Genomic DNA, 19,637 nt, shown 5'->3' on the forward strand with positions numbered 1-19,637 from the left:
GACTGGCCGTCGAAAAGGACCGCTTTCTGCGCCTATTGTGCCGTCCAGCCCCCATCAATCGGAATCGAGGTGCCCGTCACGTTATGCGCCTCACGCGCGCAGAGCCACAGCGCCAGTGCGCCGACTTCCGCAGGATCCGATGTGCGGCGTGAGGGCTGCTTTTCGGCCAGCAACTCGGCTATTCCGGCCTCCCGATCACCGCCATGCGCGGCGGCCCGTTCCTGAATTTGCGGCTCGATGATGGCGGTCTCGGTCCAGCCAGGACAGATGCAATTTACGGTGACGCCGCCAGAGGCTCGGCTTCCGGCATCGGCGTATTCCAGCGCCGCTACGCGCGACATGCCGACCAGTCCGAATTTTGACGCCACATAGGGCGCTTTGTACTTCGAGGCGACAAGTCCGTGCACTGACGCGATATTGATCACACGCCCGAACCCGCGTTCGGCCATCAAGGGCATTGCCAACCGCATGGTGTGAAACGCCCCCGACAAATTGACGTCGAGAATGGCATCCCAGGTCTCTTGGTCGGCCTCGGCCAGCGGCACGGTTTTCTGAATGCCTGCGTTGTTGACAAGAATATCGGCCCCACCCCAATCAGCCATGTCATCCATCATCTGTTCAATGGCGCTGACATCACGCATATCAGCGTGGAAGAAACGCGCATCGGGTGCACCTGCGTCCAGAGCCTCATTCAGCGCGTCCTGCGCCATCTTTGCGTCTGCCAGCCCGTGAAGGGCCACGCGTGCGCCTGCCTTTGCGAATGCTTTTGCCATGGCCAGCCCGATCCCCTGTACGGATCCGGTTACAAGCGCGGTTTTGCCCGTTAGGTCAGTCATATGTGTCCTCCTCGATGCCCATGCGCCCTGACAGGGCCGGCACGCCCACGATAGCGTTGCATTCCCGATTGAGCTATGGCGGACCTGTCGAAGTGGCGACCGACGTGGCGATACCAACGCCAATACGCACCGTTACCGCGATACGATAGCGCCAACACTCTGTGCTTGCCCCGCCGCACTACCCACAATAGAGGTGGGGAATGACACAGGTAATGACTCTCCCTCAGCACATGCGTGCAGTTCTGGTTCTGGGCACACCGCTGGTGGCCTCGCAACTGGCGCAGTTTTCGGTGCAGATCACCGACACGATCATGCTGGGCTGGTACGGGGTCGAGGAACTGGCCGCCGTCACGCTGGCAGGCACATTCTTTTTCATTTTCCTGATTATGGGGGCCGGTCCGGGCTTTGCCCTGATGCCCATGGTGGCCGAGGCGGAAGAGGCCGGCGACGAGGTGCGCGTACGGCGCTTGACCCGGATGGCCCTGTGGATTTCTGTCGGCTTTGCACTGGCCGTGCTGCCCCTGATGTGGATGTCGGCGCCAATCCTGCAGGCGATGGGGCAGGATGAGGGGCTCAGCCTGATTGCGCAGGACTATCTGCGGATCGCAGGCTTTGGCATGATCCCGTCTTTGATCGTGATGTCCTTGCGCAGCTACCTGTCCGCGCTAGAGCACGCACGCATTGTCCTGTGGGCGACGGTGATTGCGGCCGTGATGAATGCGGTCATCAACTATGCGCTGATCTTCGGCAACTGGGGCGCGCCGGAACTGGGTGTGCGTGGGGCGGCGATTGCCTCGGTCACGATCCAGATCGCAGCGGGGATCGTTCTGTGGATCTATGCAGCGCGCCTGAACCCGGAACAGGCCTTGTTCCAACGGCTTTGGAAACCGGACTGGGAGGCCTTGGTGGCGCTCCTGAGACTGGGCATTCCCATCGGCATGACCACATTGGCCGAGGTGGGGATGTTCTCGGCCTCGACCATCGTTGTGGGGCTGATCGGCACGCTAGAGCTTGCCGCGCACGGCATCGCGCTTCAGATCACGGCGCTGTTCTTCATGGTGCATTTGGGTCTGTCGATGACGGCGACGGTGCGCGCAGGCCGCGCCTTGGGCCGCCGGGACGAGCTGGGCCTACGCCGGGGCGCCCTAGCGGTGACGCTGGCATCGGTCCTCTTCGGTGGGCTGACCGTCATCCTGTTCTTGGTCTTCCCGGCGCCGCTGATCCAGCTGTTCCTCGACCCGAACGAAGTCTTGCGGGCCGAGATCGTCGTGCTTGGCACTTCGCTTCTGGTGGTCGCCGCTCTGTTTCAATTCGCAGACGGCGCGCAGGCCATCGCCATGGGGCTTCTGCGCGGGGTGCAGGACACACGGGTGCCCATGATCATCGCCAGCCTCAGCTATTGGCTGGTCGGGATGGGATCGTCCTATGTGCTGGGCATCACGTTGGGCTTCGGCGCAGTCGGTGTCTGGTGGGGATTGCTGTTGGGCCTGCTCTGCGCCGGTGCCTTCATGTCGTGGCGCTTTTGGATGCAAAGCTCGCGTATTGGCGCACCTGCCCGATAGAGCAGGCGACCAAACTTGCTGATTGTGGTGGCGATTAGCCCTTGGTCAATCGATCTGCTTTTTTGCGCACCAACATCGTGCGCAGATCGTGCATGGCCAGCAAAAGCGCGTCGGTCACCTGTTCCAGATCTTCGTCCGAGGCCCGCGCCTGCGCCCAATGCGTCGTCAGGTTCAGGTGATCGACCGTGCGCAGGATATCATCGATATCCCGCTGCTTCAGCTGCGCGCGGCGCTGCTCCATCCACTCGGCAATCGCGGCATTGTCCTCGTCAGACAACTCACGACCGCCTTGGGGTTTCACATCGCCGTTTTTGATGTTCAAAACCGCAATCTGGTCCAGCTCGATCCGGCGTTGCCGGTTTTCCGTATCCACCTTGAACACGAAAGCTCCGTTTTCACGGACACGGAAATAATAGTCAGGCAGGACAGCGGACATCTGGGACCTTTCGATTCTAATCGCCTTCGGTTCTATACCAAAGACGCACAGAAATCCTGAATGCGCGTGCACGCTTCCTTCAGTGCCTCGTCCGACGTGGCATAGCTGACACGGAAGTTCGGCGACAGACCAAAGGCCGAGCCAAAGACAACTGCCACGCCTTTCTCTTCCAACAGTGCTTTGGCGAAGGTCTCGTCGTCGTCGATCTTCACACCACCGGCCGAGGTTTTGCCCAAACAGCCTTTGATCGAGGGGTAGACGTAAAACGCCCCATCCGGCACCGGGCATTCAATGCCCTCGGCGGCGTTCAGCATCTCGACCACCAGATCGCGACGGCGGACAAACATCTTATTGTTTTCAGCGATGAAGTCCTGCGTCCCGTTCAGCGCTTCAAGAGCAGCCCATTGGCTTACCGAACAGGGGTTCGAGGTCGATTGCGACTGGATCTTGCGCATCGCTGCGATCAGTTCCACCGGACCCGCCGCATAGCCGATCCGCCAGCCGGTCATTGCATAGGCTTTCGACACGCCATTACAGGTCAGCGTGCGATCATAAAGGCCGGGTTCGACCTCGGCCGGGGTGCAGAATTCGAAATCGCCATAGGCAAGGTGCTCGTACATATCATCCGTCATCACCCAGACATGCGGGTGGCGCATCAGAACGTCGGTCAACGCCTTCAGTTCGTCACGCGAATAGCCTGCGCCCGTCGGGTTCGAAGGCGAGTTGAAGATCAGCCACTTGGTTTTCGGCGTGATCGCGGCCTCAAGCTGCTCGGGCGTCATACGGAAGCCGGTCTCAATCGGGCATTCCACGACGACGGGTTCACCGCCAGCCAGCAGCACCATGTCGGGGTAGCTGACCCAATAAGGGGCCGGGATGATCACCTCGTCGCCCGGGTTCAGCGTAGCCATCAGCGCGTTATACAGGATCTGCTTACCGCCGGTCCCGACCGAAACCTGCGCGGGCGTGTACTCCAGCCCGTTCTCACGCTTAAATTTGTCGCAAATCGCCTGCTTCAGCTCGGGCATCCCGTCCGGCGCGGTGTATTTCGTCTTGCCCGCATCAATCGCAGCCTTCGCGGCGGCTTTGATGTTGTCGGGGGTGTCGAAATCCGGCTCGCCCGCGCCAAGGCCGATGACGTCACGGCCAGCGGCTTTCAGCTCGGCTGCGAGGGTCGATACAGCGATGGTCGGAGAAGGTTTTACGCGGTCAAGTGTCGCGGAGAGGAAAGACATGGCGGCCTCGGTTTGTATGTTGGTCGCAATTCTTCTAGGGTGCGCCGCGAGGCGGATCAAGCATCATCAGGTGCCCGATATCGACATTGCATAAGGAGAGACAGGCATGGAACAGACTGTAGCGAACGGCGATTGGTTTTCCGAGGACGCCGCGACCTTCGGGGATCGCCTGGCCGCCGCCCGCGAAGCCGAAGGCATGTCGCAATCCGCATTGGCCCGACGGCTGGGTGTGAAACTGAAAACCCTGCGCGGATGGGAAGAGGATCTGTCCGAACCACGCGCCAACAAATTGCAGATGGTCTCGGGCGTTCTGAATGTCTCGATGCGCTGGCTTTTGACTGGCGAGGGCGAAGGGGTCAGTGAACCGACGCTTGAAGACGGAGACGCCCCCGAGGTGCGCGATCTTCTGCTTGAAATTCGCGACATCAAGATGCAGATGAGCCGCTCGGCCGAGCAGTTGGGCCGGCTTGAAAAACGCCTGCGTAAGCGGCTGGAAGGATAAGACATGAGCGGAATTCCCTATGATCAGCTGAAGGAAACACCCGGCGCGCGCGAAGGCGAAACGCCCGAGCACCGTGTAAAGCGTCTGGCCATGCGCTCGATGCGGCGCGGGATCAAAGAGATGGACATCATCCTGACGCGCTACGCGGATGATCATCTGGAAAATATGACCACCGAAGAGCTGGACCTTTACGAGGCGCTGCTTGGGGAAAACGATCAGGATCTCTATCAGTGGGTGTCGGGCCAGCAGGACGCCCCCGAGGCGCTGTCCGAGCTGATCTCGCGGATCGCGCAGCACATGCAATCACGCTAAGTGGCCACGGGGTACAGGGCGATTTTCCGAAAATTGTCCTGAACTCCGGCGCAGTTTTCCGCGATATTTAACTGAATGTTCTTCTTTCAGGCTCAAGAGTCGTCTCAGTAACGGTTCGGAGAGACGGATGAGCATGCATTTGCAAATCGGGCAAACGGTCAATCATGGCTTTGTTGTGCAGTATCTTGAGGCGCTGGCGTTGGTCGAGCGTTTGCACAGGTTGCTCTTGGATGTGATCAAGGATGAGTTTGAGCGTGTTGGCGTTCTGGAAGTAAACGCGGTTCAGGCGCTTTTGCTGTTCAACATCGGCGACAACGAAGTCACGGCGGGCGAGCTAAAAAGCCGCGGCTATTATCAAGGCTCGAACGTCTCCTACAACCTGAAGAAACTGGTCGAGATGGGCTATATGCACCATCAACGCTGCGAGATTGATCGCCGTTCCGTGCGAGTGCGCCTGACAGAAAAAGGCCGTTCCATCCGTGACACTGTCGCAGGACTGTTCGAGCGTCACGCGGACGGGCTGCAGTCGCGGGATGTGCTGTCCTCGGATGGGATCAACGACATCAATACCGCGTTGAAACGTGTCGAACGCTATTGGACCGACCAGATCCGCTATATCTATTGAGTTGCGTTTGGAAATGTTGGGGCGGGGGATGCTTTTGACACCATCACGCCCTGAACCTCGCGCAACAGTTTCTTGATCATCGCGGCTTCGAACTCTTTGAAGCTTTCGGCCTGCATGGTGAAACTGCCAAATCCGTGCAGCACATAAGCCTCGAAATACGAGGTAAGATCGCGTCCCGGTACAGATGCACCGACGACCAATGCGTTCACAACGACATTTCGTAGCCGCAGGTCCTCTTGCACGTCTTGCGGACGCGGGCCAGAGTTCGACTGCCCGTCGCCAGACAAGTCCAAGCTGTGGGACCAGCAGTCGGGGCGCTGTTGCAGCAGATCGGCCCCGAACAGCATGGCGCGTCCCAATCCGGTCGAGGGATCAGCAGGGACGCGTTCGGTTTGGCGCAGGACATTGGCAATGTCCGAGATCACAGTTTCCGAGGTCAGAGCAGTCCAGTTTTGCAGCACCCGCTGATTGCTTGGGCCGCTCCACTCGAAGACGCTCAGTTCGATAACGGTCTCGGACGAGGCCAAAAGTTTCTCGACCACGTCGGGGCTTTCCAGCGCGGCAGCCAAGCCATCCAGTTGCAGGCGATACTCGTAACGGTCGACCGAAGCCGAGACGTCTAGCCCCAGCGCAAGCGCTTGCCGGCACTGGGGTTGGGACTGTGCCAAGTGCGGAAGCGTACAGGCTAATCCAATTGCGGCGATCCGCTTTAGAAAACGCATCGCACCCGTATCGAATGTGGCCTGTATCAGCATCACCAGTGCCCGGAGTTTTCCATGCTGGCCCACGGCTCCTGCGCGGGCAGGGCGCCCCCGGCCTGCAGCAGCTCGACTGAAACATTGTCCGGCGAGCGTACAAACGCCATGCGTCCATCGCGGGGGGGACGATTGATGACAACGCCGTTGTCTTGCAGATGCTGGCACGTGGCGTAAATATCATCGACTTCGTAGGCCAGGTGACCAAAGTGACGGCTGTCAGACGGCAGCCCGTCATCGCCATCCCAGTTATAGGTCAATTCGACCGGGCAGTCGGGTTGCTCTGGGGGCGCCATGAAGATCAGCGAATACCGACCGGCTTCGTCATCTCGCCGCTTGGTTTCTACCAGTCCCAGCAGTGCATAAAACCGCATACTGGCCTCAAGGTCTTTCACCCGGACCATGGTGTGCAAATAGCGAAGTCCCATGTGTATCTCTCCAATTCAGGCGCAAGTGTTTGCGCCACCTTAGCATTGTCGCGCCGAAGGGAAAGGCGTGACATATTTTCCGTCATATCGCTGTTGGGCGGACGCCCGCACCTAGATATAGTGGCCGGGCATCCAACACACGAGAGATTCGTCATGTCATTGAGCCCCGAGCAGATCCAGGAAATCGAAGAGCAACGCGCCCAGACCGGCACCACCCGCCGCGCCATCAGCGACGGGATGGAGAAACACCTCTATACCGCGCATGAAGTGCTGGACCACGGCTTTGTCCGCGTGATCGATTATATGGGCGATGACGCCGCGATCTGTCAGGCCGCGCGGGTGTCTTACGGCAAGGGCACCAAATCGGTGCAGAACGACGAAGGGCTGATCCGCTATCTGATGCGCCACTGGCACTCGACCCCGTTCGAGATGTGCGAGATCAAGCTGCACGTCAAACTGCCGGTCTTCGTGGCGCGCCAGTGGATCCGTCACCGGACCGCGAATGTGAACGAATACTCGGCCCGCTATTCGATCCTCGACCGCGAGTTCTATATCCCTGCGCCCGAACACATCGCTGCGCAATCGGTGGTGAACAATCAGGGGCGTGGCGCGACGCTGCAGGGCGAGGAAGCCGCCCGCGTGCTGGAGATCCTGAAGGCCGACAGCAACCGCGCCTATGATCACTATGAACAGATGATCTCGGACGAGGGGCAGGACGGTCTGGCCCGCGAACTGGCCCGCATGAACCTGCCCGCCAACATCTATACCCAATGGTACTGGAAAGTGGACCTGCACAACCTGTTCCACTTCCTACGCCTGCGCGCCGACCACCACGCCCAATACGAAATCCGCGTCTATGCGGACGCGATCTGCAAGGTCGTCGCCGATTGGGTTCCCGCTGCATACGGCGCGTTCGAGGATTATCGTCTGGGCGGTGCCAATCTGTCCGGCCGCGCCATGGACTGCATCCGCCGGATGCTGAAAGGTGAGGAAGTTACGCAGGAGAACTCGGGCATGTCGAAGGGCGAATGGCGCGAGTTTGAGGCGGAGTTGAAAGCGGACTGATGGAGATTAATCTCGGGGTCTTTGACTGGGGTAGTGTTGCTGCACTGTCCTCGATCGTCATCGCGATCTTGGGGTTTGTCATCAACCACCGGCTCCATGAAATCTCTCGCCGGTCTGGGCGACATGAGCATCTGGCCGAGTTTCGCAAAGAAATAACGGCCTTTTCTGCCGATTTTTTGACCGCAGCATCTGAGGCGCAGGCCTTTGCCCAGTGTATTGGTCAGGGTGTTGTGGATGTTGATGAGGCTCGCAAGAAGGCTGCGCAATTGTCAGCACTTGTGGATCGTGGACGGTTCCTGTTTCCGAACTATCTTCACGAAGATGATCGTCACGGGGCCGAAAAAGGCCCTGCTTTCGAGGGGTATCGCCGCGAGCCGTTGGATGCGATCATGGCAGCCTATTTTGCGATGGAAAGCATCGCGCGCCCGGATGAAGCCGACCGGTTTCTTTGGAGGTCTTATCGCGAGCTGGTTCGGGCGGGTCAGCCCCAGAAGGATGATTTCAACAGGTTGGATCCGGCGTCGTGTATTTTTGAAGCGCGTCGCAGTTTCTTGAACTCGGTTGTGCCGAGCACGTTCCCGCGGGAATGGCGGACTTCTTTCTCGCGATTGTTGGGGCCGGTTGAGCCTCTGTCTGACAGCGAGCTTGATGAGCGTATCAACGCCACGCGAGAGGCTAAGAAGGACTAGCCCGTGCCGCGCACGGGCAGCGCCCGACCTCCCCCACGGGAGGGCGCTTCGCACCCACCCGAGGTCGGGCGATGCCCTCAGCGAACTTGGTGCTAGACAGGCATTGCATCCGCACCCCACAAAAACAAAACCCCGCAGCAATCGCCGCGGGGTTTCGCAATTCTATACGGTGAAGACTAATTTAGCCCTGTACCTCAAGATCAACCGCCGACTGGCGACCGTCGCGACCCTCTTGCAGGTCGTAGGCAACCTTGGTGTTGTCGGCCAGACCGGTCAGGCCCGAACGCTCAACAGCCGAGATGTGTACAAACACATCTTTGCCGCCGTTATCGGGGGCGATGAAGCCATAGCCTTTGGTGGTGTTGAACCATTTTACGGTGCCGGTTTGTTTATCGGACATATCCGCTTCTCCTTTGTTTAACCCTGCATCTTGCGGGCTTTCGTTTGCAATCAGGTATCGTCCGACTGCATGAAAGGAGGCGGTAGATAGTTCTGTCTTACCCGTCCCAATGTGGGTACGGCGCGGCAAATTGCAAGGGAAACCTTTGCGATGCCGGGTTTGCAGCGGGTCTCTGCGTCCTTTCGTTTCGCGCCGATTACGGTCATAACAGGCGCTGGCGGCACATTGGGCGGGCCGCGTGACAGGAATATGACAGGGGGCGAAATGCGCATCTGGGGACTGAAAAACTGTGACACCTGCCGGAAGGCTGTGAAGGCGTTGGAGGCGGCTGGACAGGCGCTGGAATACGTAGACGTGCGTGCCGATGGGGTGGACGCCGCTGATCTGGAGCGGTTTTACGCGGCTTTTGGGGAGGCTCTGGTCAACAAGCGCTCGACCACGTGGCGGGGCTTGTCCGAGGGTGAGCGGGCAGGCGAACCGGTTGCCCTGTTGGCCCAGCACCCCACGCTGATGAAGCGCCCGGTGATCGAGGCAGACGGTGCGTTGACGCTGGGTTGGGACGCAAAAACGCAGGCGCAGTGGTTGGAGACCGGCGCCTGATCCCCTATCTGGGATGAAAGAGCAGGAGAAATGTGATGCGTAATGCCGCGTTGGTTTTGGGTGTGATTGCTGGTGTTTTGGGCATGATCGTCGGATTTTTTGGATATGGATACACGGAAGTGATCGACCGGTTCGGCGAGCTTCCGGACTTGGCCGAGCAGGTCGAACATCCCGGTCGCGTGCGGGCCTTTGCCCTGATCGCACCGCTTCTGGCACTTGCCGGTGGTGCGATGGCGCGCTCGGTGGCGCAGATTGGGGGCGCGCTGATGTTGGCCTCGGCTGCGGGGATGTATTTTGCCTTTGGTTATGGTGTCTTCACCATGTTCCCGATTGCGCTGGCCGGATTGGGCGGGCTTTTGGCGCTGGCGGCGGTGAAGCCGGATCCGCATTAATCGGGCGCCCAAAAAGAAAGAGCACCCGCAAGGGTGCCCTTTCAGGGACTTTACTCAGACACTGGTTACTTGAGCTTCAGCAGTCGGTCCACCGACAGCGATCCTGCGCCTTTCAGGACGGGGATCAGAAGGATGACGACCCAAAACAGGCGTTGATCCAGAATAAGGCTGTCGGGAATGCGGTCGAACCACGCGCCGAGGGTTTCGGCATGTTGGATGCCTCCGTGGCCAAAAAGATCGGTCAGGCTTTGGACGATGACGAAGCCGATCATGCCCAACGAGGCCAGCCGGGTGAACAGCCCGATCACGATCAAAAGCGGCAGGATGAACTCGGCCACGGTGCCAGCGAAGACAACGGCCCAGTGGAAGAAGGACAGGTCGCCCACATTATAGCTGACGGCCTCCATCGCTTTGGGAAAGATCTGCGCGTAGGCGCCCAGCGATGGCTTGAAAATGCCGAAAATGCCGGGGCCGACCTTGGTCAGGGCAGACGCCCAGAAATAGCCAAGTAGCGTCGCGGCAAAGGTGAAGCGTGCCAGTAAGGGCAGCACCTCGGGGGCGGCGCGGTCGGCCAGTCCGGCCAGCCGGTTGTGAATGTTCACCAAGGCTTGCATGGTGTGTCCTTCCTTCTTCTATTATGCCCGGTCTATGCCGGTTATTGCTTGCGCCGCGATCAGAACGGTCAGTGTGGCAGTCAGGTCGAAATCCGGGGTGTTGGACGTGGCCAATCCCAGAGTCGTGCCAAAACTGCGCCCCTTCAACAGCGACGAGATGAACTCGGCCGCGCCTTCCGGCAGCAAAAAGGTCTTCGGCTCGTACCCTATGCGCGAGATCAGGATGTCTTCGCCGCCTGCACTGGGTTGCGGGCCGTCTGCCATGTTGAAATCCCAGATGGATTTGGCGGGCCATTTGGCTTGCAGCACCTCACAGGCGGGGGCCAGCGTCAGATGGGCCTCCATCAACTCGTGCTGGCCAAGGGTAGTCAGCTCGGCCGGGTCAATCGGGTCTGCGTCGCCCGCGTGATAAGCGCGGCGCAGGGCCAGTTCCAAGCGGGCCACGTCGGGCAGATACTTCAGGTGCAACGTGCCGGGGAAGCTTTCCAGAAAGCCGGGCAGGGCCGCGCCGTAATGCATCATCAGTTGCGAGGCCGGCGGGTGGATGCGCAGATAGACCTTGGCCATCTCGCGGAAGAATTCTTCGCCCAACAGCTTGGTCAGCACCGGGAAGCCCGTCAGCATCGCCTCGGACAGGCTGTGCACCACGTTGTTGCGATAGACCGAAAAGCGCTTGGAGGCCTGCTGGCCATCGGGATTGACCAGCCCCTCGGGCACATCGGCTTGTGCGTTCAGGATCGCGGCGCGGAATTCGGCCTGGGATACGGTGGCGCGGGCGGGCGCTTGGGGCAGTGTGTCTTGGGTCATGCGGACACCATCAGGCTTTGTCCTGCGACAACGGCCTCCATCTGCGCGGTGGCGCGGGCGGCTTCGCTTTCCAAGATTTCCCAGTCGGGCACGTCATTGTCCCATTCGATCAGCGCAGGGCGCGCACCGGTGCGGGCAATGACGTGGTCAAACAGCGCCCAGACGGGCTCGTCCACTGGTTTGCCGTGGCTGTCGATCAGAAGCTTGCGGCCAAGTTCGTCCGCGTCTTCGTCGTGGCCGGCAAGGTGGATTTCCTCGACCAATTCCAGCGGGTAGGCGTCCAGATAGTCCAGTGCCTCAAACTCCAGATTGGTGGCCGAGATGAAGACGTTGTTCACGTCCAACAGTAGGCCACAACCAGTGCGGCGGGCGACTTCACGGATGAAGTCGGGCTCGGACCAGGTGCTTTCCGCGAAGGCCAAGTACGAAGACGGATTTTCAAGCAGCATCTTGCGGCCCAACAGGTCCTGCACTTCGTTAATATGCGCAGTGACGCGGGTCAGCGTGTCCTTGGTGTAGGGCAGGGGCAGCAGGTCGTTCAGGAACGCGCTGTCATGGGTCGACCATGCCAGATGTTCCGAGAAACTGGCCGGGTTCAGCCAATCCACCAGCTTTTTCAAACGCGCCAGATGTTCGGGGTCCAGTCGGGTTTCGCCGCCGATCGAGGCGCCCACACCGTGGACAGAAATCGGGAAATGATCGGCCAGATGGCGCAGCTGCGCGATCTGACGTCCACCGTCGCCCATATAGTTCTCGGCGTGGATTTCCAGCCAGGTGACAGCACCGGGCGCGTTTAGAAGGTCTTGGAAATGCTGCGGTTTGTATCCAACGCCAGCGCCATCGGGAAGCGTTGTGGTATTGCGTTGGTTCAGCATGTCAAAGCCCTTCGTGTTTTTCTTTGTTGGGTCGCTCTGGCCAAGCGAGGATGGCCAGAGCGGTTTTATGGGGACTAGTCAGAAATCCGTCCGGATTAGCTGGGCAGGTTCATTTCGGTTGCGGTCAGCGAACCTTTGTGAACTTTGCCGTCTGCGCCAGTGATTTCCATGGTTTCGCAGGTGCCAGCCGGAACCAGTTTCCAAGCGTTGCCCTGATAATCAACGGTCGACGAACCGGCGCAGGTGGTGCCGGGGCCAGCTGCACAGTCATTCTGGCCTGCCAGCGACACGCCGAAGCATTTTTCATTGTCTTCAGCAAAAGCCGGGGCAGCGTTGGCAGCTACAGCAGCGGTGACAGCGCCCAGGATGGCTACAGTTTTCTTCGACATCGTATTTCCTTTCGGGTTTGTAATTCGTTCCGCTTCGAGGCGGTGAGGAAAAGTTAGGCTGGGAAATTGGCGGTCTCCACTCACGAAAACGTGGATCACGGGCCTGTCAGGTCAGCGCGAGCGGCATATAACGCGGGCGTGAACGGCGGGGCGGACGACGGATTTGCGAAAGCCCAAGAAAACTTGCGTTTCCGCCGGGTTGGCAATTTTGCGCGGTCACAGTTCGTTACGAAAACAGCCGCCGCACGGATCACATCTTTCAGAATCTGACGCGCAGATTTTTGTAATGTTACAACTTTCTGCGCTGCGGCAGGGGGGGTCTCACGTGTTTTGTGAGCCCGTGTAACAGCCCTTGGGCACAAAAAAGCGCCCTCTGACGGGGTCAAAGGGCGCTTTTGTTCAGGTTTTGGGCGATCAGGCCAGGTCGGGCGCGGTGGCTTCCTTGGCCAGATCCGCGGCAACCTCGTCCAGCGGCAGCACTTTCGAGTGCTTTTCGCCCAGACGACGCATCGACACGGTGCCGTCTTCGACCTCTTTCATGCCGACAGCCAGAATGACCGGAACTTTGCCGACCGAATGTTCGCGGACCTTATAGTTGATCTTCTCGTTGCGGATGTCGGCCTCGGCCCGGATGCCTTTGGCTTTCAGGGTTTCGACAACCTGATGCACATAGTCATCCGCGTCCGACACAATCGAGGCCACAACCACCTGACGCGGGGCCAGCCAGAAGGGCAGCTTGCCTGCGTGTTCTTCAATCAGGATGCCGATGAAGCGTTCGAACGAGCCCAGCGTCGCGCGGTGTAGCATGACCGGGCGGTGCTTCGCGCCGTCTTCGCCGATATAGTTGGCATCCAGACGTTCCGGTAGGAACGGGTCCACCTGAAGCGTACCGCACTGCCAGTCACGGCCAATCGCGTCGGTCAGGGTGAACTCGAGCTTCGGACCATAGAACGCGCCTTCGCCTTCGAGGATCTCGTACTCGTAGCCCGCCGCATTACAGGCATCCCCAAGCGCCTTTTCCACGCGGTCCCAGCTTTCATCTTCACCGATGCGCTTTTCCGGACGGGTGGACAGCTTGATGGTCCAGTTGTGGAAGCCCAGATCGGCATAAACCTTGGACAGGAACTCGATGAAACGCGCGGTTTCGTCGGTGATCTGATCTTCGGTACAGAAGATGTGCCCATCATCCTGCGTAAACCCACGTACCCGCATGATCCCATGCAGAGCACCCGAAGGTTCGTAGCGTGCACAGGACCCGAACTCGGCCATGCGCAGGGGCAGGTCGCGATAGGATTTCAGACCTTGATTGAACACCTGCACGTGGCAGGGGCAGTTCATTGGTTTCAGGGCGTTCACTGCCTTTTCGCGGGCGTGATCTTCGTCCACCTCAACGATGAACATGTTTTCCTGATACTTGTCCCAGTGACCCGAGGCGATCCACAATTTGCGGTCCACCACTTGCGGCGTGTTCACCTCGACATAGCCACCCTTGCGTTGCTGGCGGCGCATGTAGTCCTGAAGTTCAGTATAGATGGTCCAGCCGTTGGGGTGCCAGAACACCTGACCGGGGGCTTCTTCCTGCATATGGAACAGGTTCATTTCCTTGCCCAGCTTGCGGTGGTCGCGCTTGGCGGCCTCTTCCAGCATGTGCAGGTGCTTTTTCAGGCCCTCTTTGTTCTGGAAGGCCACACCATAGATACGCTGAAGCATGGCACGGTCGCTATCTCCACGCCAGTACGCCCCGGCCACGCTCATCAGTTTGAACGCGTCGGCGGGCAGCTGGCCCGTGTGCTGCAGGTGCGGACCACGGCAGAGATCCTGCCAATGACCGTGCCAATACATGCGCAGCGGCTCGTCGCCCGGAATGGCTTCGATCAGCTCGACCTTATAAGGTTCGTTGTTGGCCTGATAGAATTTCACCGCGCGGTCACGTTCCCAGATCTCGGTCGTGACGGGGTCGCGCTTGTTGATGAGTTCTTTCATCTTGGCTTCAATCGCGCCCAGATCTTCCGGCGTGAACGGCTCTTCCCGGTCGAAGTCATAATACCAGCCGTTGTCGATGACCGGGCCGATGGTGACTTTGACGTCCGGCCAGATCTCTTGCACGGCACGCGCCATCACGTGGGCAAAGTCGTGGCGGATCAGTTCCAGTGCCTGATCGGGATCTTTCATCGTGTGAATGGCGATCTCGGCATTGTCGGTGATCGGCCATTGCAGGTCCCAATGGGCCCCGTTCACAGTGGCGGAAATGGCCTTCTTGGCCAGCGAGTTGGAAATGCTGGCAGCGACCTCGGCTGGGGTTACACCTGCGTCATACGCGCGTGCATTGCCATCGGGAAATGTAAGGGAAATCTGGCTCATCGGCCTAGCTCCTCGTCGTTTTGGCGCCCACGGAACGCCCGGTTGCGGGTTATGTCTGCGCGAGTTTTTACCTGCGCGCGTCGCGAAGTCAACGGCGGCAATCCGAAAATCGGCTTGCATTCACGAGGGGCGGGGGCAAGATGCGGGTCAGGAGGGGCCGCATGCGGAAATTTGACGACATTCTGATGATGGCGGTCGAACGCAAAGGCTCGTTCGGGGCGGTGTTGGGCGACATTCCAGAGCCTGCCTCTGCCGATGAATTGGCCGCAACGGAAAACAGCGAATGGCTGGCCTGTTTTGCCAAGGGGATCTTTCAGGCAGGTCTGGCGTGGCAAGTGATTGTCAACAAATGGGATGGCATCGAAGAGGCGTTCCATGGGTTCGACATTGGCCGCTGTGCGATGATGTCCGAGGAATGGTTTGACGCATTGCTGGCCGACACGCGTGTTATTCGAAGCGCGCCCAAGATCCGATCCATCCAAGAGAACGCCGTGTTCATTCAGTCTGTCGCGGATGAGGCCGGCAGCTTCGGGCGGAAGGTCGGCGACTGGCCTGCGGACGACTATTTCGGGTTGCTCGATTGGCTGAAATCCAACGGTTCCCGGCTGGGTGGCAATACCGGCGCCTATGCGCTTCGTCGGATGGGGCGCGATGGGTTCATGATGACGCGGGACGTGGTGGCGCGGTTGGTGGCCGAGGGGGTGATCGACAAGGCGCCGACCTCGAAAGTGGCCAAAGCGGCTGTGCAGGACGCGTTCAACACATGGCACGAAGAAAGCGGGCGCAGCTTCACCGAAATCTCGCGCGTTTTAGCATATAGTATCGACTAAGAAGGATAGAGGATTGACCGCATATCTCGACACGGCGCAGGGACGTCGCATTGCCTATGTGAAGACGGAAGGGCAGGGGCCCACGATTGTGTTCCTGTCTGGTCTGAAATCGGACATGGAAGGCACCAAGGCCGTCGCGCTGGAAGCCTGGGCGAAAGAGCAAGGCCGCGCGTTCCTGCGGTTTGATTATTCGGGCCACGGCGTCAGCTCGGGCACCTTTGCCGAGGGCAGCATTGGCGATTGGCACGAGGACACGCTGGAAGTCGTGGACAAGCTGATCGACGGCCCCATTCTGGCGGTGGGCAGCTCGATGGGCGGCTGGCAGTCGCTTCTTTTGTCGCGTGCGCGGCCCGAGCGGATCATGGGGCTGGTGACCATCGCAGCCGCCCCGGATTTCACCGAGGATGGGTACTGGGCTGGGTTCACCGACGCACAGAAAGCCGAGATGGAGCGCGAGGGCTTCCTGACGCTCCCCTCGGATTATGACGAGGATTACATCATCACCAAACGCCTGATCGAAGACGGGCGCGAGAATTTCGTCCTGCGTTCGCCGCTGCGGTTGGATATGCCGGTGCGCTTCCTGCAGGGGACAGAAGATGACGCGGTGCCGACGTCTCAGGCCGTGAAATTGCTGGAGCATGTAGACGGCGACGACATCCGCTTGATCCTTGTGAAAGGGGCGGACCACCGGTTCTCGGATGACGAATGCCTGCGCACGATCCAGAAAATGGTCAAGGTCGTTCTGGCCCGAGGTGCAGCATGAAGGGCCCGTTGCGTACCGCCATGGCCGTTTCCGCAGTTGTTGCGGCCCTGTTCGTCATCGGCCCCTACGAGCCGGTCGACCTGAACGTTCAATTTGACGAGGCCGCAATTGGTCCCGATCCAGAAGCCTATCTGGCGCAGCGGGAAGCTGTGTTTGATGATCTGGTCGACGGAGCCGAGAAACAGATCGTCTGGGCAGGCGAGGCAGGGGAAAAGACACCTTTGTCCGTCGTCTATATCCACGGTTTCTCGGCCACCCATCAGGAAATCAGCCCGGTCCAGCAATTGGTGGCTGAAGGGTTGGGCGCCAACCTGTATAACGCCCGTCTGGCCGGTCACGGCCGCAGCGCCGAGGCAATGGCGGGGCCGACCGTCAATGACTGGATGGTCGATTTTGCCGAGGCAATGGCCATCGGACGCGCCATCGGGGACGAGGTTCTGATCATCGCAACCTCGACGGGCGGCACCGTCGCGGCGCTTGGGATGTTTGACGACGCATCCGTAAGTGATGTCAAAGGGATCACCTTCATCTCGCCCAATTTCGGGATCAAGAATTCCAAAGCCGCGCTGCTGACCTTCCCTGCCGCGCGCCATTGGGTGCCATTGGTGAACGGCGCAACCCGTGGCTTCGCGCCGTTGAACGATGCGCAGGCCAAGTATTGGACCGAAAGCTATCCGACCACCGCACTGATGCCGATGGCGGCGATGGTGAAGGTGGCGGCGAACTCGGGCTATGGGATCGTCGATGTGCCGGCGCTGTTCATCTATGCGAAAGAGGATCAAGTGGTGTCCGCCGACGCGACCGAGAAAGTCGCCGCAGGCTGGGGCGGGATCGTGCATCGGCACGTCGTGTCCCCCGGGGCGGTCGAAGATCCGATGGCGCATGTGTTGGCAGGCGACATTGTCAGCCCGAATGGCACAGATCCCACGGTCGCGAAAATTCTGGACTGGGCGCGCGGGTTATAACTTGCGCCCATCCGGGGCAGCCCTCAAAGTTCTGCTAACGATATAAAAAAAATACGAGGCAGGCATGAGGGAACCTTTGGTTTTGATCCCGGGGATGATGTGCGACGCACGCGTTTTCGGACCGCAAATCAACGACTTATCACGCGACCACACAGTGATTGTGGCCGCACCCACGCAAGGCGACACCGTCCGCGAGATGGCATCGCGTTTGCTGGATCAACTGCCTACGCGCTTTACACTGGCGGGGCTTAGCCTTGGCGGGATCGTCGCGATGGAGATGGCGCGACGTGCGCCCGACCGGGTGAACCGGCTGGCGTTGATCTCGACCTCGCCCTTGGCGGACACGCCTGCGCAGGCCGCGTGGCGCGAACCGCAGATCGTGCACGCCAACATCGGTCGGCTGGATCAAGCGATGTCCGAGGCATTCTCGCCCAACGTTTTAGCGCCCGGTCCCAAGCGGGACGAAATCATGGATCTGGTGTTTCAAATGGCCCGCGATATCGGACCCGAGGTCTTCGTGCGCCAGTCCCGCGCGCTTCAACGCCGTCCAGACGCGCAGCGCGCGCTGCAACGTTTGAAGGTGCCGACGATGGTGATGTGTGGGGCACATGACACGCTGACGCCACCCAAGCGCCACGAAACCATGGCCGAACTGATCCAAGACGCCGAGCTGGTCATCCTGCCTGATGCAGGGCACCTGCCGACACTGGAAACGCCCGAGCATGTGAACATCGGCTTGCGCGCATGGATGGAGCTGCCGTTGCAGCTGAGGGTCCGCGCTATCGCGTGATCTCTGCCCCTAGGACATAAAAAACGCGCCATGCCGGTGGGCAGGCGCGTTTTTTATGTGTCTATCGCAGCTGTCTTAGCTTGCTGCTTTTTTCACGGCCTTCACAGCAACCGGCTTGCCCTTTTTGGCGGCCTTCTTCTTGGCAGCCTGCGCGGCGTGGCGCCCGGCGTTCTGATCGATGAAATCCAGAACCAACGGACGGATGTTGTTGCGCCAGCTCTTGCCCGCGAAAATACCGTAGTGGCCTGCGCCTTCTTCCAGGTGGCTGGCCTTTTTGTCGTCCGACAGGCCCGTCAGCAGGTCCAAAGCAGCAATACACTGGCCCGGGGCGGTGATGTCGTCCTTGGTACCTTCGACGGTCTTCACGGCAACATCGGTGATGGCGCCAATATCAATTTTGTGACCATCCACGACGAACTCGTTCTTCGCGATTTCACAGTTTTTAAACAGACGCTCGACGGTCGACAGATAGAACTCGGCAGTCATGTCCATGACGGCCAGATATTCATCGTAGAAACGGTTGTGCTTGTCGTGATCCGACGCCTCGCCCTTGGCGACGCGCATGATCTGGTCGGCAAAGGCTTTCGAGTGAGTTTCAGAGTTCATCGACATGAAACCGGCTAGCTGCAGCAGGCCCGGATAGACCATGCGGCCCGCACCGGCATATTTGAAGCCCACACGCTGGATCGCCAGCTCTTCCAACTGGCCCATGGTCACGCGACGGCCAAAGTCGGTCACGTCGGTGGCGGCAGCGTCCGGGTTGATCGGGCCACCGATCAGGGTCAGGGTCTGCGGCTGTGCTTCGGGGTCGATTTCGGCCAGATAGGCGGTGGCGGCCAGCGTCAGCGGGGCCGGCTGGCACACAGCCACGACGTTGATGTCCGGGCCAAGGTGGCGCATGAAATCGACAAGATACAGGGTGTAGTCTTCGACGTCGAACTTGCCTTCGCTGACCGGGATGTCGCGGGCATTGTGCCAGTCGGTCACATAAACCTCGGCGTCGGGCAGAAGGCTGGCGACGGTCGAATGCAGCAGCGTTGCATAGTGGCCCGACATGGGGGCAACCAGCATCACGCGGCGCGCTTTTTCCGGACGGCCCAGAACTTTGAACTGGATCAGGTCACCAAAGGGACGCTCAACCAGCTTCTCGATCTGCACCACATGATCACGCCCGTCTTCGGCCACCACGCTGGTGATGCCCCAGTCGGGCTTCACAATCATACGGTGAAAGCTGCGCTCGGTAACTTCGCCCCAGGCGGCCATCATTTGAAACACAGGGCTGGGGAACAATGCTGTCGCCGGGTAGGAACCCATCGCTGCGGCCGTGGCTCCAAGCCACTGATTCGTATTCCGGATGGTCTCCATCAGGTCGTAGGTCGCCATATAGCGCATGCACAATCCCCTAA

General features: G+C 59.7%; 24 protein-coding genes. 12 read left to right on the forward strand and 12 right to left on the reverse strand.

The window, feature by feature from the left end; all coding sequences use genetic code 11:
- Positions 1 to 32 precede the first annotated feature (32 nt).
- Positions 33 to 836: a 3-hydroxybutyrate dehydrogenase gene (locus tag EOL43_RS05155; RefSeq protein ID WP_133486237.1), complete on the reverse strand. Its 804-nt coding sequence runs from the start codon at positions 834 to 836 to the stop codon at positions 33 to 35.
- Between the two features lie 200 nt (positions 837 to 1,036).
- Here EOL43_RS05155 and EOL43_RS05160 point away from each other — a divergent pair, with 200 nt between their 5' ends.
- Positions 1,037 to 2,398, forward strand: coding sequence for an MATE family efflux transporter (locus EOL43_RS05160; RefSeq protein ID WP_133486239.1), 1,362 nt, complete (start codon positions 1,037 to 1,039; stop codon positions 2,396 to 2,398).
- Positions 2,399 to 2,432: 34 nt separating this feature from the next.
- On the opposite strand, the gene EOL43_RS05165 is transcribed toward EOL43_RS05160, so the two are convergent.
- Both EOL43_RS05165 and EOL43_RS05170 read right to left on the reverse strand, forming a co-directional pair.
- Positions 2,433 to 2,834 (reverse strand): hypothetical protein, encoded by a 402-nt coding sequence (locus EOL43_RS05165; protein WP_133486241.1) that lies wholly within the window; start codon positions 2,832 to 2,834, stop codon positions 2,433 to 2,435.
- Positions 2,835 to 2,866: 32 nt separating this feature from the next.
- Positions 2,867 to 4,069, reverse strand: coding sequence for a pyridoxal phosphate-dependent aminotransferase (locus EOL43_RS05170; RefSeq protein WP_133486242.1), 1,203 nt, complete (start codon positions 4,067 to 4,069; stop codon positions 2,867 to 2,869).
- Between the two features lie 106 nt (positions 4,070 to 4,175).
- Here EOL43_RS05170 and EOL43_RS05175 point away from each other — a divergent pair, with 106 nt between their 5' ends.
- The 3 genes from EOL43_RS05175 to EOL43_RS05185 all read left to right on the forward strand — a co-directional run bounded on the left by EOL43_RS05175 (position 4,176) and on the right by EOL43_RS05185 (position 5,508).
- Entirely contained in the window at positions 4,176 to 4,571 is a 396-nt protein-coding gene (locus EOL43_RS05175; RefSeq protein WP_133486244.1) for a helix-turn-helix domain-containing protein, read from the forward strand.
- Positions 4,572 to 4,574: 3 nt separating this feature from the next.
- Positions 4,575 to 4,883 carry a succinate dehydrogenase assembly factor 2 gene (locus EOL43_RS05180; protein ID WP_133486246.1) on the forward strand — a complete coding sequence of 103 codons (309 nt, stop codon included), beginning with the start codon at positions 4,575 to 4,577 and terminating at the stop codon, positions 4,881 to 4,883.
- Positions 4,884 to 5,010: 127 nt separating this feature from the next.
- A complete protein-coding gene (locus tag EOL43_RS05185) occupies positions 5,011 to 5,508 on the forward strand; it encodes a MarR family winged helix-turn-helix transcriptional regulator (RefSeq protein ID WP_205669529.1) in 498 nt (165 codons plus the stop codon).
- Here the strand turns inward: EOL43_RS05185 and EOL43_RS05190 are convergent.
- A complete protein-coding gene (locus tag EOL43_RS05190; protein WP_133486248.1) occupies positions 5,502 to 6,230 on the reverse strand; it encodes a DUF1194 domain-containing protein in 729 nt (242 codons plus the stop codon). The genes EOL43_RS05185 and EOL43_RS05190 overlap by 7 nt on opposite strands.
- Before the next feature lie 32 nt (positions 6,231 to 6,262).
- Entirely contained in the window at positions 6,263 to 6,691 is a 429-nt protein-coding gene (locus EOL43_RS05195; protein WP_133486250.1) for a VOC family protein, read from the reverse strand.
- A 153-nt stretch (positions 6,692 to 6,844) separates the two neighbouring features.
- Between EOL43_RS05195 and thyX the strand changes: the two genes are divergently transcribed.
- Positions 6,845 to 7,756, forward strand: coding sequence for an FAD-dependent thymidylate synthase (thyX, locus tag EOL43_RS05200; RefSeq protein ID WP_133486252.1), 912 nt, complete (start codon positions 6,845 to 6,847; stop codon positions 7,754 to 7,756).
- Entirely contained in the window at positions 7,756 to 8,445 is a 690-nt protein-coding gene (locus EOL43_RS05205; RefSeq protein ID WP_133486254.1) for a hypothetical protein, read from the forward strand. Before thyX ends, EOL43_RS05205 begins: the two co-directional genes overlap by 1 nt.
- Before the next feature lie 181 nt (positions 8,446 to 8,626).
- Here EOL43_RS05205 and EOL43_RS05210 read toward each other — a convergent pair whose 3' ends face one another.
- Entirely contained in the window at positions 8,627 to 8,845 is a 219-nt protein-coding gene (locus EOL43_RS05210) for a cold-shock protein (RefSeq protein ID WP_133486256.1), read from the reverse strand.
- Positions 8,846 to 9,109: 264 nt separating this feature from the next.
- Here EOL43_RS05210 and EOL43_RS05215 point away from each other — a divergent pair, with 264 nt between their 5' ends.
- Both EOL43_RS05215 and EOL43_RS05220 read left to right on the forward strand, forming a co-directional pair.
- Complete coding sequence (locus EOL43_RS05215; RefSeq protein WP_133486258.1) at positions 9,110 to 9,445, forward strand: arsenate reductase family protein; 336 nt, start codon at positions 9,110 to 9,112, stop codon at positions 9,443 to 9,445.
- A gap of 35 nt (positions 9,446 to 9,480) precedes the next feature.
- Positions 9,481 to 9,837, forward strand: coding sequence for a hypothetical protein (locus EOL43_RS05220; RefSeq protein WP_133486260.1), 357 nt, complete (start codon positions 9,481 to 9,483; stop codon positions 9,835 to 9,837).
- 65 nt (positions 9,838 to 9,902) lie between these two features.
- On the opposite strand, the gene EOL43_RS05225 is transcribed toward EOL43_RS05220, so the two are convergent.
- From EOL43_RS05225 to thrS, 5 genes are all read right to left on the reverse strand, one after another.
- On the reverse strand, positions 9,903 to 10,451 hold the full coding sequence (locus EOL43_RS05225; RefSeq protein ID WP_133486262.1) for a DoxX family protein: 549 nt from the start codon (positions 10,449 to 10,451) through the stop codon (positions 9,903 to 9,905).
- A gap of 21 nt (positions 10,452 to 10,472) precedes the next feature.
- Positions 10,473 to 11,258: an HvfC/BufC N-terminal domain-containing protein gene (locus EOL43_RS05230; RefSeq protein ID WP_133486263.1), complete on the reverse strand. Its 786-nt coding sequence runs from the start codon at positions 11,256 to 11,258 to the stop codon at positions 10,473 to 10,475.
- Entirely contained in the window at positions 11,255 to 12,133 is an 879-nt protein-coding gene (gene bufB, locus EOL43_RS05235) for an MNIO family bufferin maturase (protein WP_133486265.1), read from the reverse strand. The genes EOL43_RS05230 and bufB overlap by 4 nt, the downstream gene beginning before the upstream one ends.
- Positions 12,134 to 12,228: 95 nt before the next feature.
- The gene (locus EOL43_RS05240) at positions 12,229 to 12,522 is read right to left on the reverse strand and encodes a BufA1 family periplasmic bufferin-type metallophore (RefSeq protein WP_133486267.1); all 294 of its coding nucleotides are present in this window, start codon (positions 12,520 to 12,522) and stop codon (positions 12,229 to 12,231) included.
- A 414-nt stretch (positions 12,523 to 12,936) separates the two neighbouring features.
- Positions 12,937 to 14,883 carry a threonine--tRNA ligase gene (gene thrS, locus EOL43_RS05245; RefSeq protein WP_133486269.1) on the reverse strand — a complete coding sequence of 649 codons (1,947 nt, stop codon included), beginning with the start codon at positions 14,881 to 14,883 and terminating at the stop codon, positions 12,937 to 12,939.
- Positions 14,884 to 15,044: 161 nt separating this feature from the next.
- Here thrS and EOL43_RS05250 point away from each other — a divergent pair, with 161 nt between their 5' ends.
- The 4 genes from EOL43_RS05250 (at position 15,045) to EOL43_RS05265 (ending at position 18,231) form a co-directional block, all read left to right on the forward strand.
- Positions 15,045 to 15,713, forward strand: a complete 669-nt coding sequence (locus EOL43_RS05250; RefSeq protein ID WP_133486271.1) for a DNA-3-methyladenine glycosylase I — start codon at positions 15,045 to 15,047, stop codon at positions 15,711 to 15,713.
- Between the two features lie 13 nt (positions 15,714 to 15,726).
- Positions 15,727 to 16,476, forward strand: coding sequence for an alpha/beta fold hydrolase (locus tag EOL43_RS05255; protein ID WP_133486273.1), 750 nt, complete (start codon positions 15,727 to 15,729; stop codon positions 16,474 to 16,476).
- Positions 16,473 to 17,441: an alpha/beta hydrolase gene (locus EOL43_RS05260; protein ID WP_133486275.1), complete on the forward strand. Its 969-nt coding sequence runs from the start codon at positions 16,473 to 16,475 to the stop codon at positions 17,439 to 17,441. Before EOL43_RS05255 ends, EOL43_RS05260 begins: the two co-directional genes overlap by 4 nt.
- 64 nt (positions 17,442 to 17,505) lie before the next feature.
- On the forward strand, positions 17,506 to 18,231 hold the full coding sequence (locus EOL43_RS05265; protein ID WP_133486277.1) for an alpha/beta fold hydrolase: 726 nt from the start codon (positions 17,506 to 17,508) through the stop codon (positions 18,229 to 18,231).
- 75 nt (positions 18,232 to 18,306) lie between these two features.
- On the opposite strand, the gene phaZ is transcribed toward EOL43_RS05265, so the two are convergent.
- On the reverse strand, positions 18,307 to 19,623 hold the full coding sequence (gene phaZ, locus EOL43_RS05270) for a polyhydroxyalkanoate depolymerase (protein ID WP_133486279.1): 1,317 nt from the start codon (positions 19,621 to 19,623) through the stop codon (positions 18,307 to 18,309).
- Positions 19,624 to 19,637 lie beyond the last annotated feature (14 nt).

The sequence above is a fragment of the Aliiroseovarius marinus genome, assembly GCF_004360145.1.
GTDB lineage: Bacteria > Pseudomonadota > Alphaproteobacteria > Rhodobacterales > Rhodobacteraceae > Aliiroseovarius > Aliiroseovarius marinus.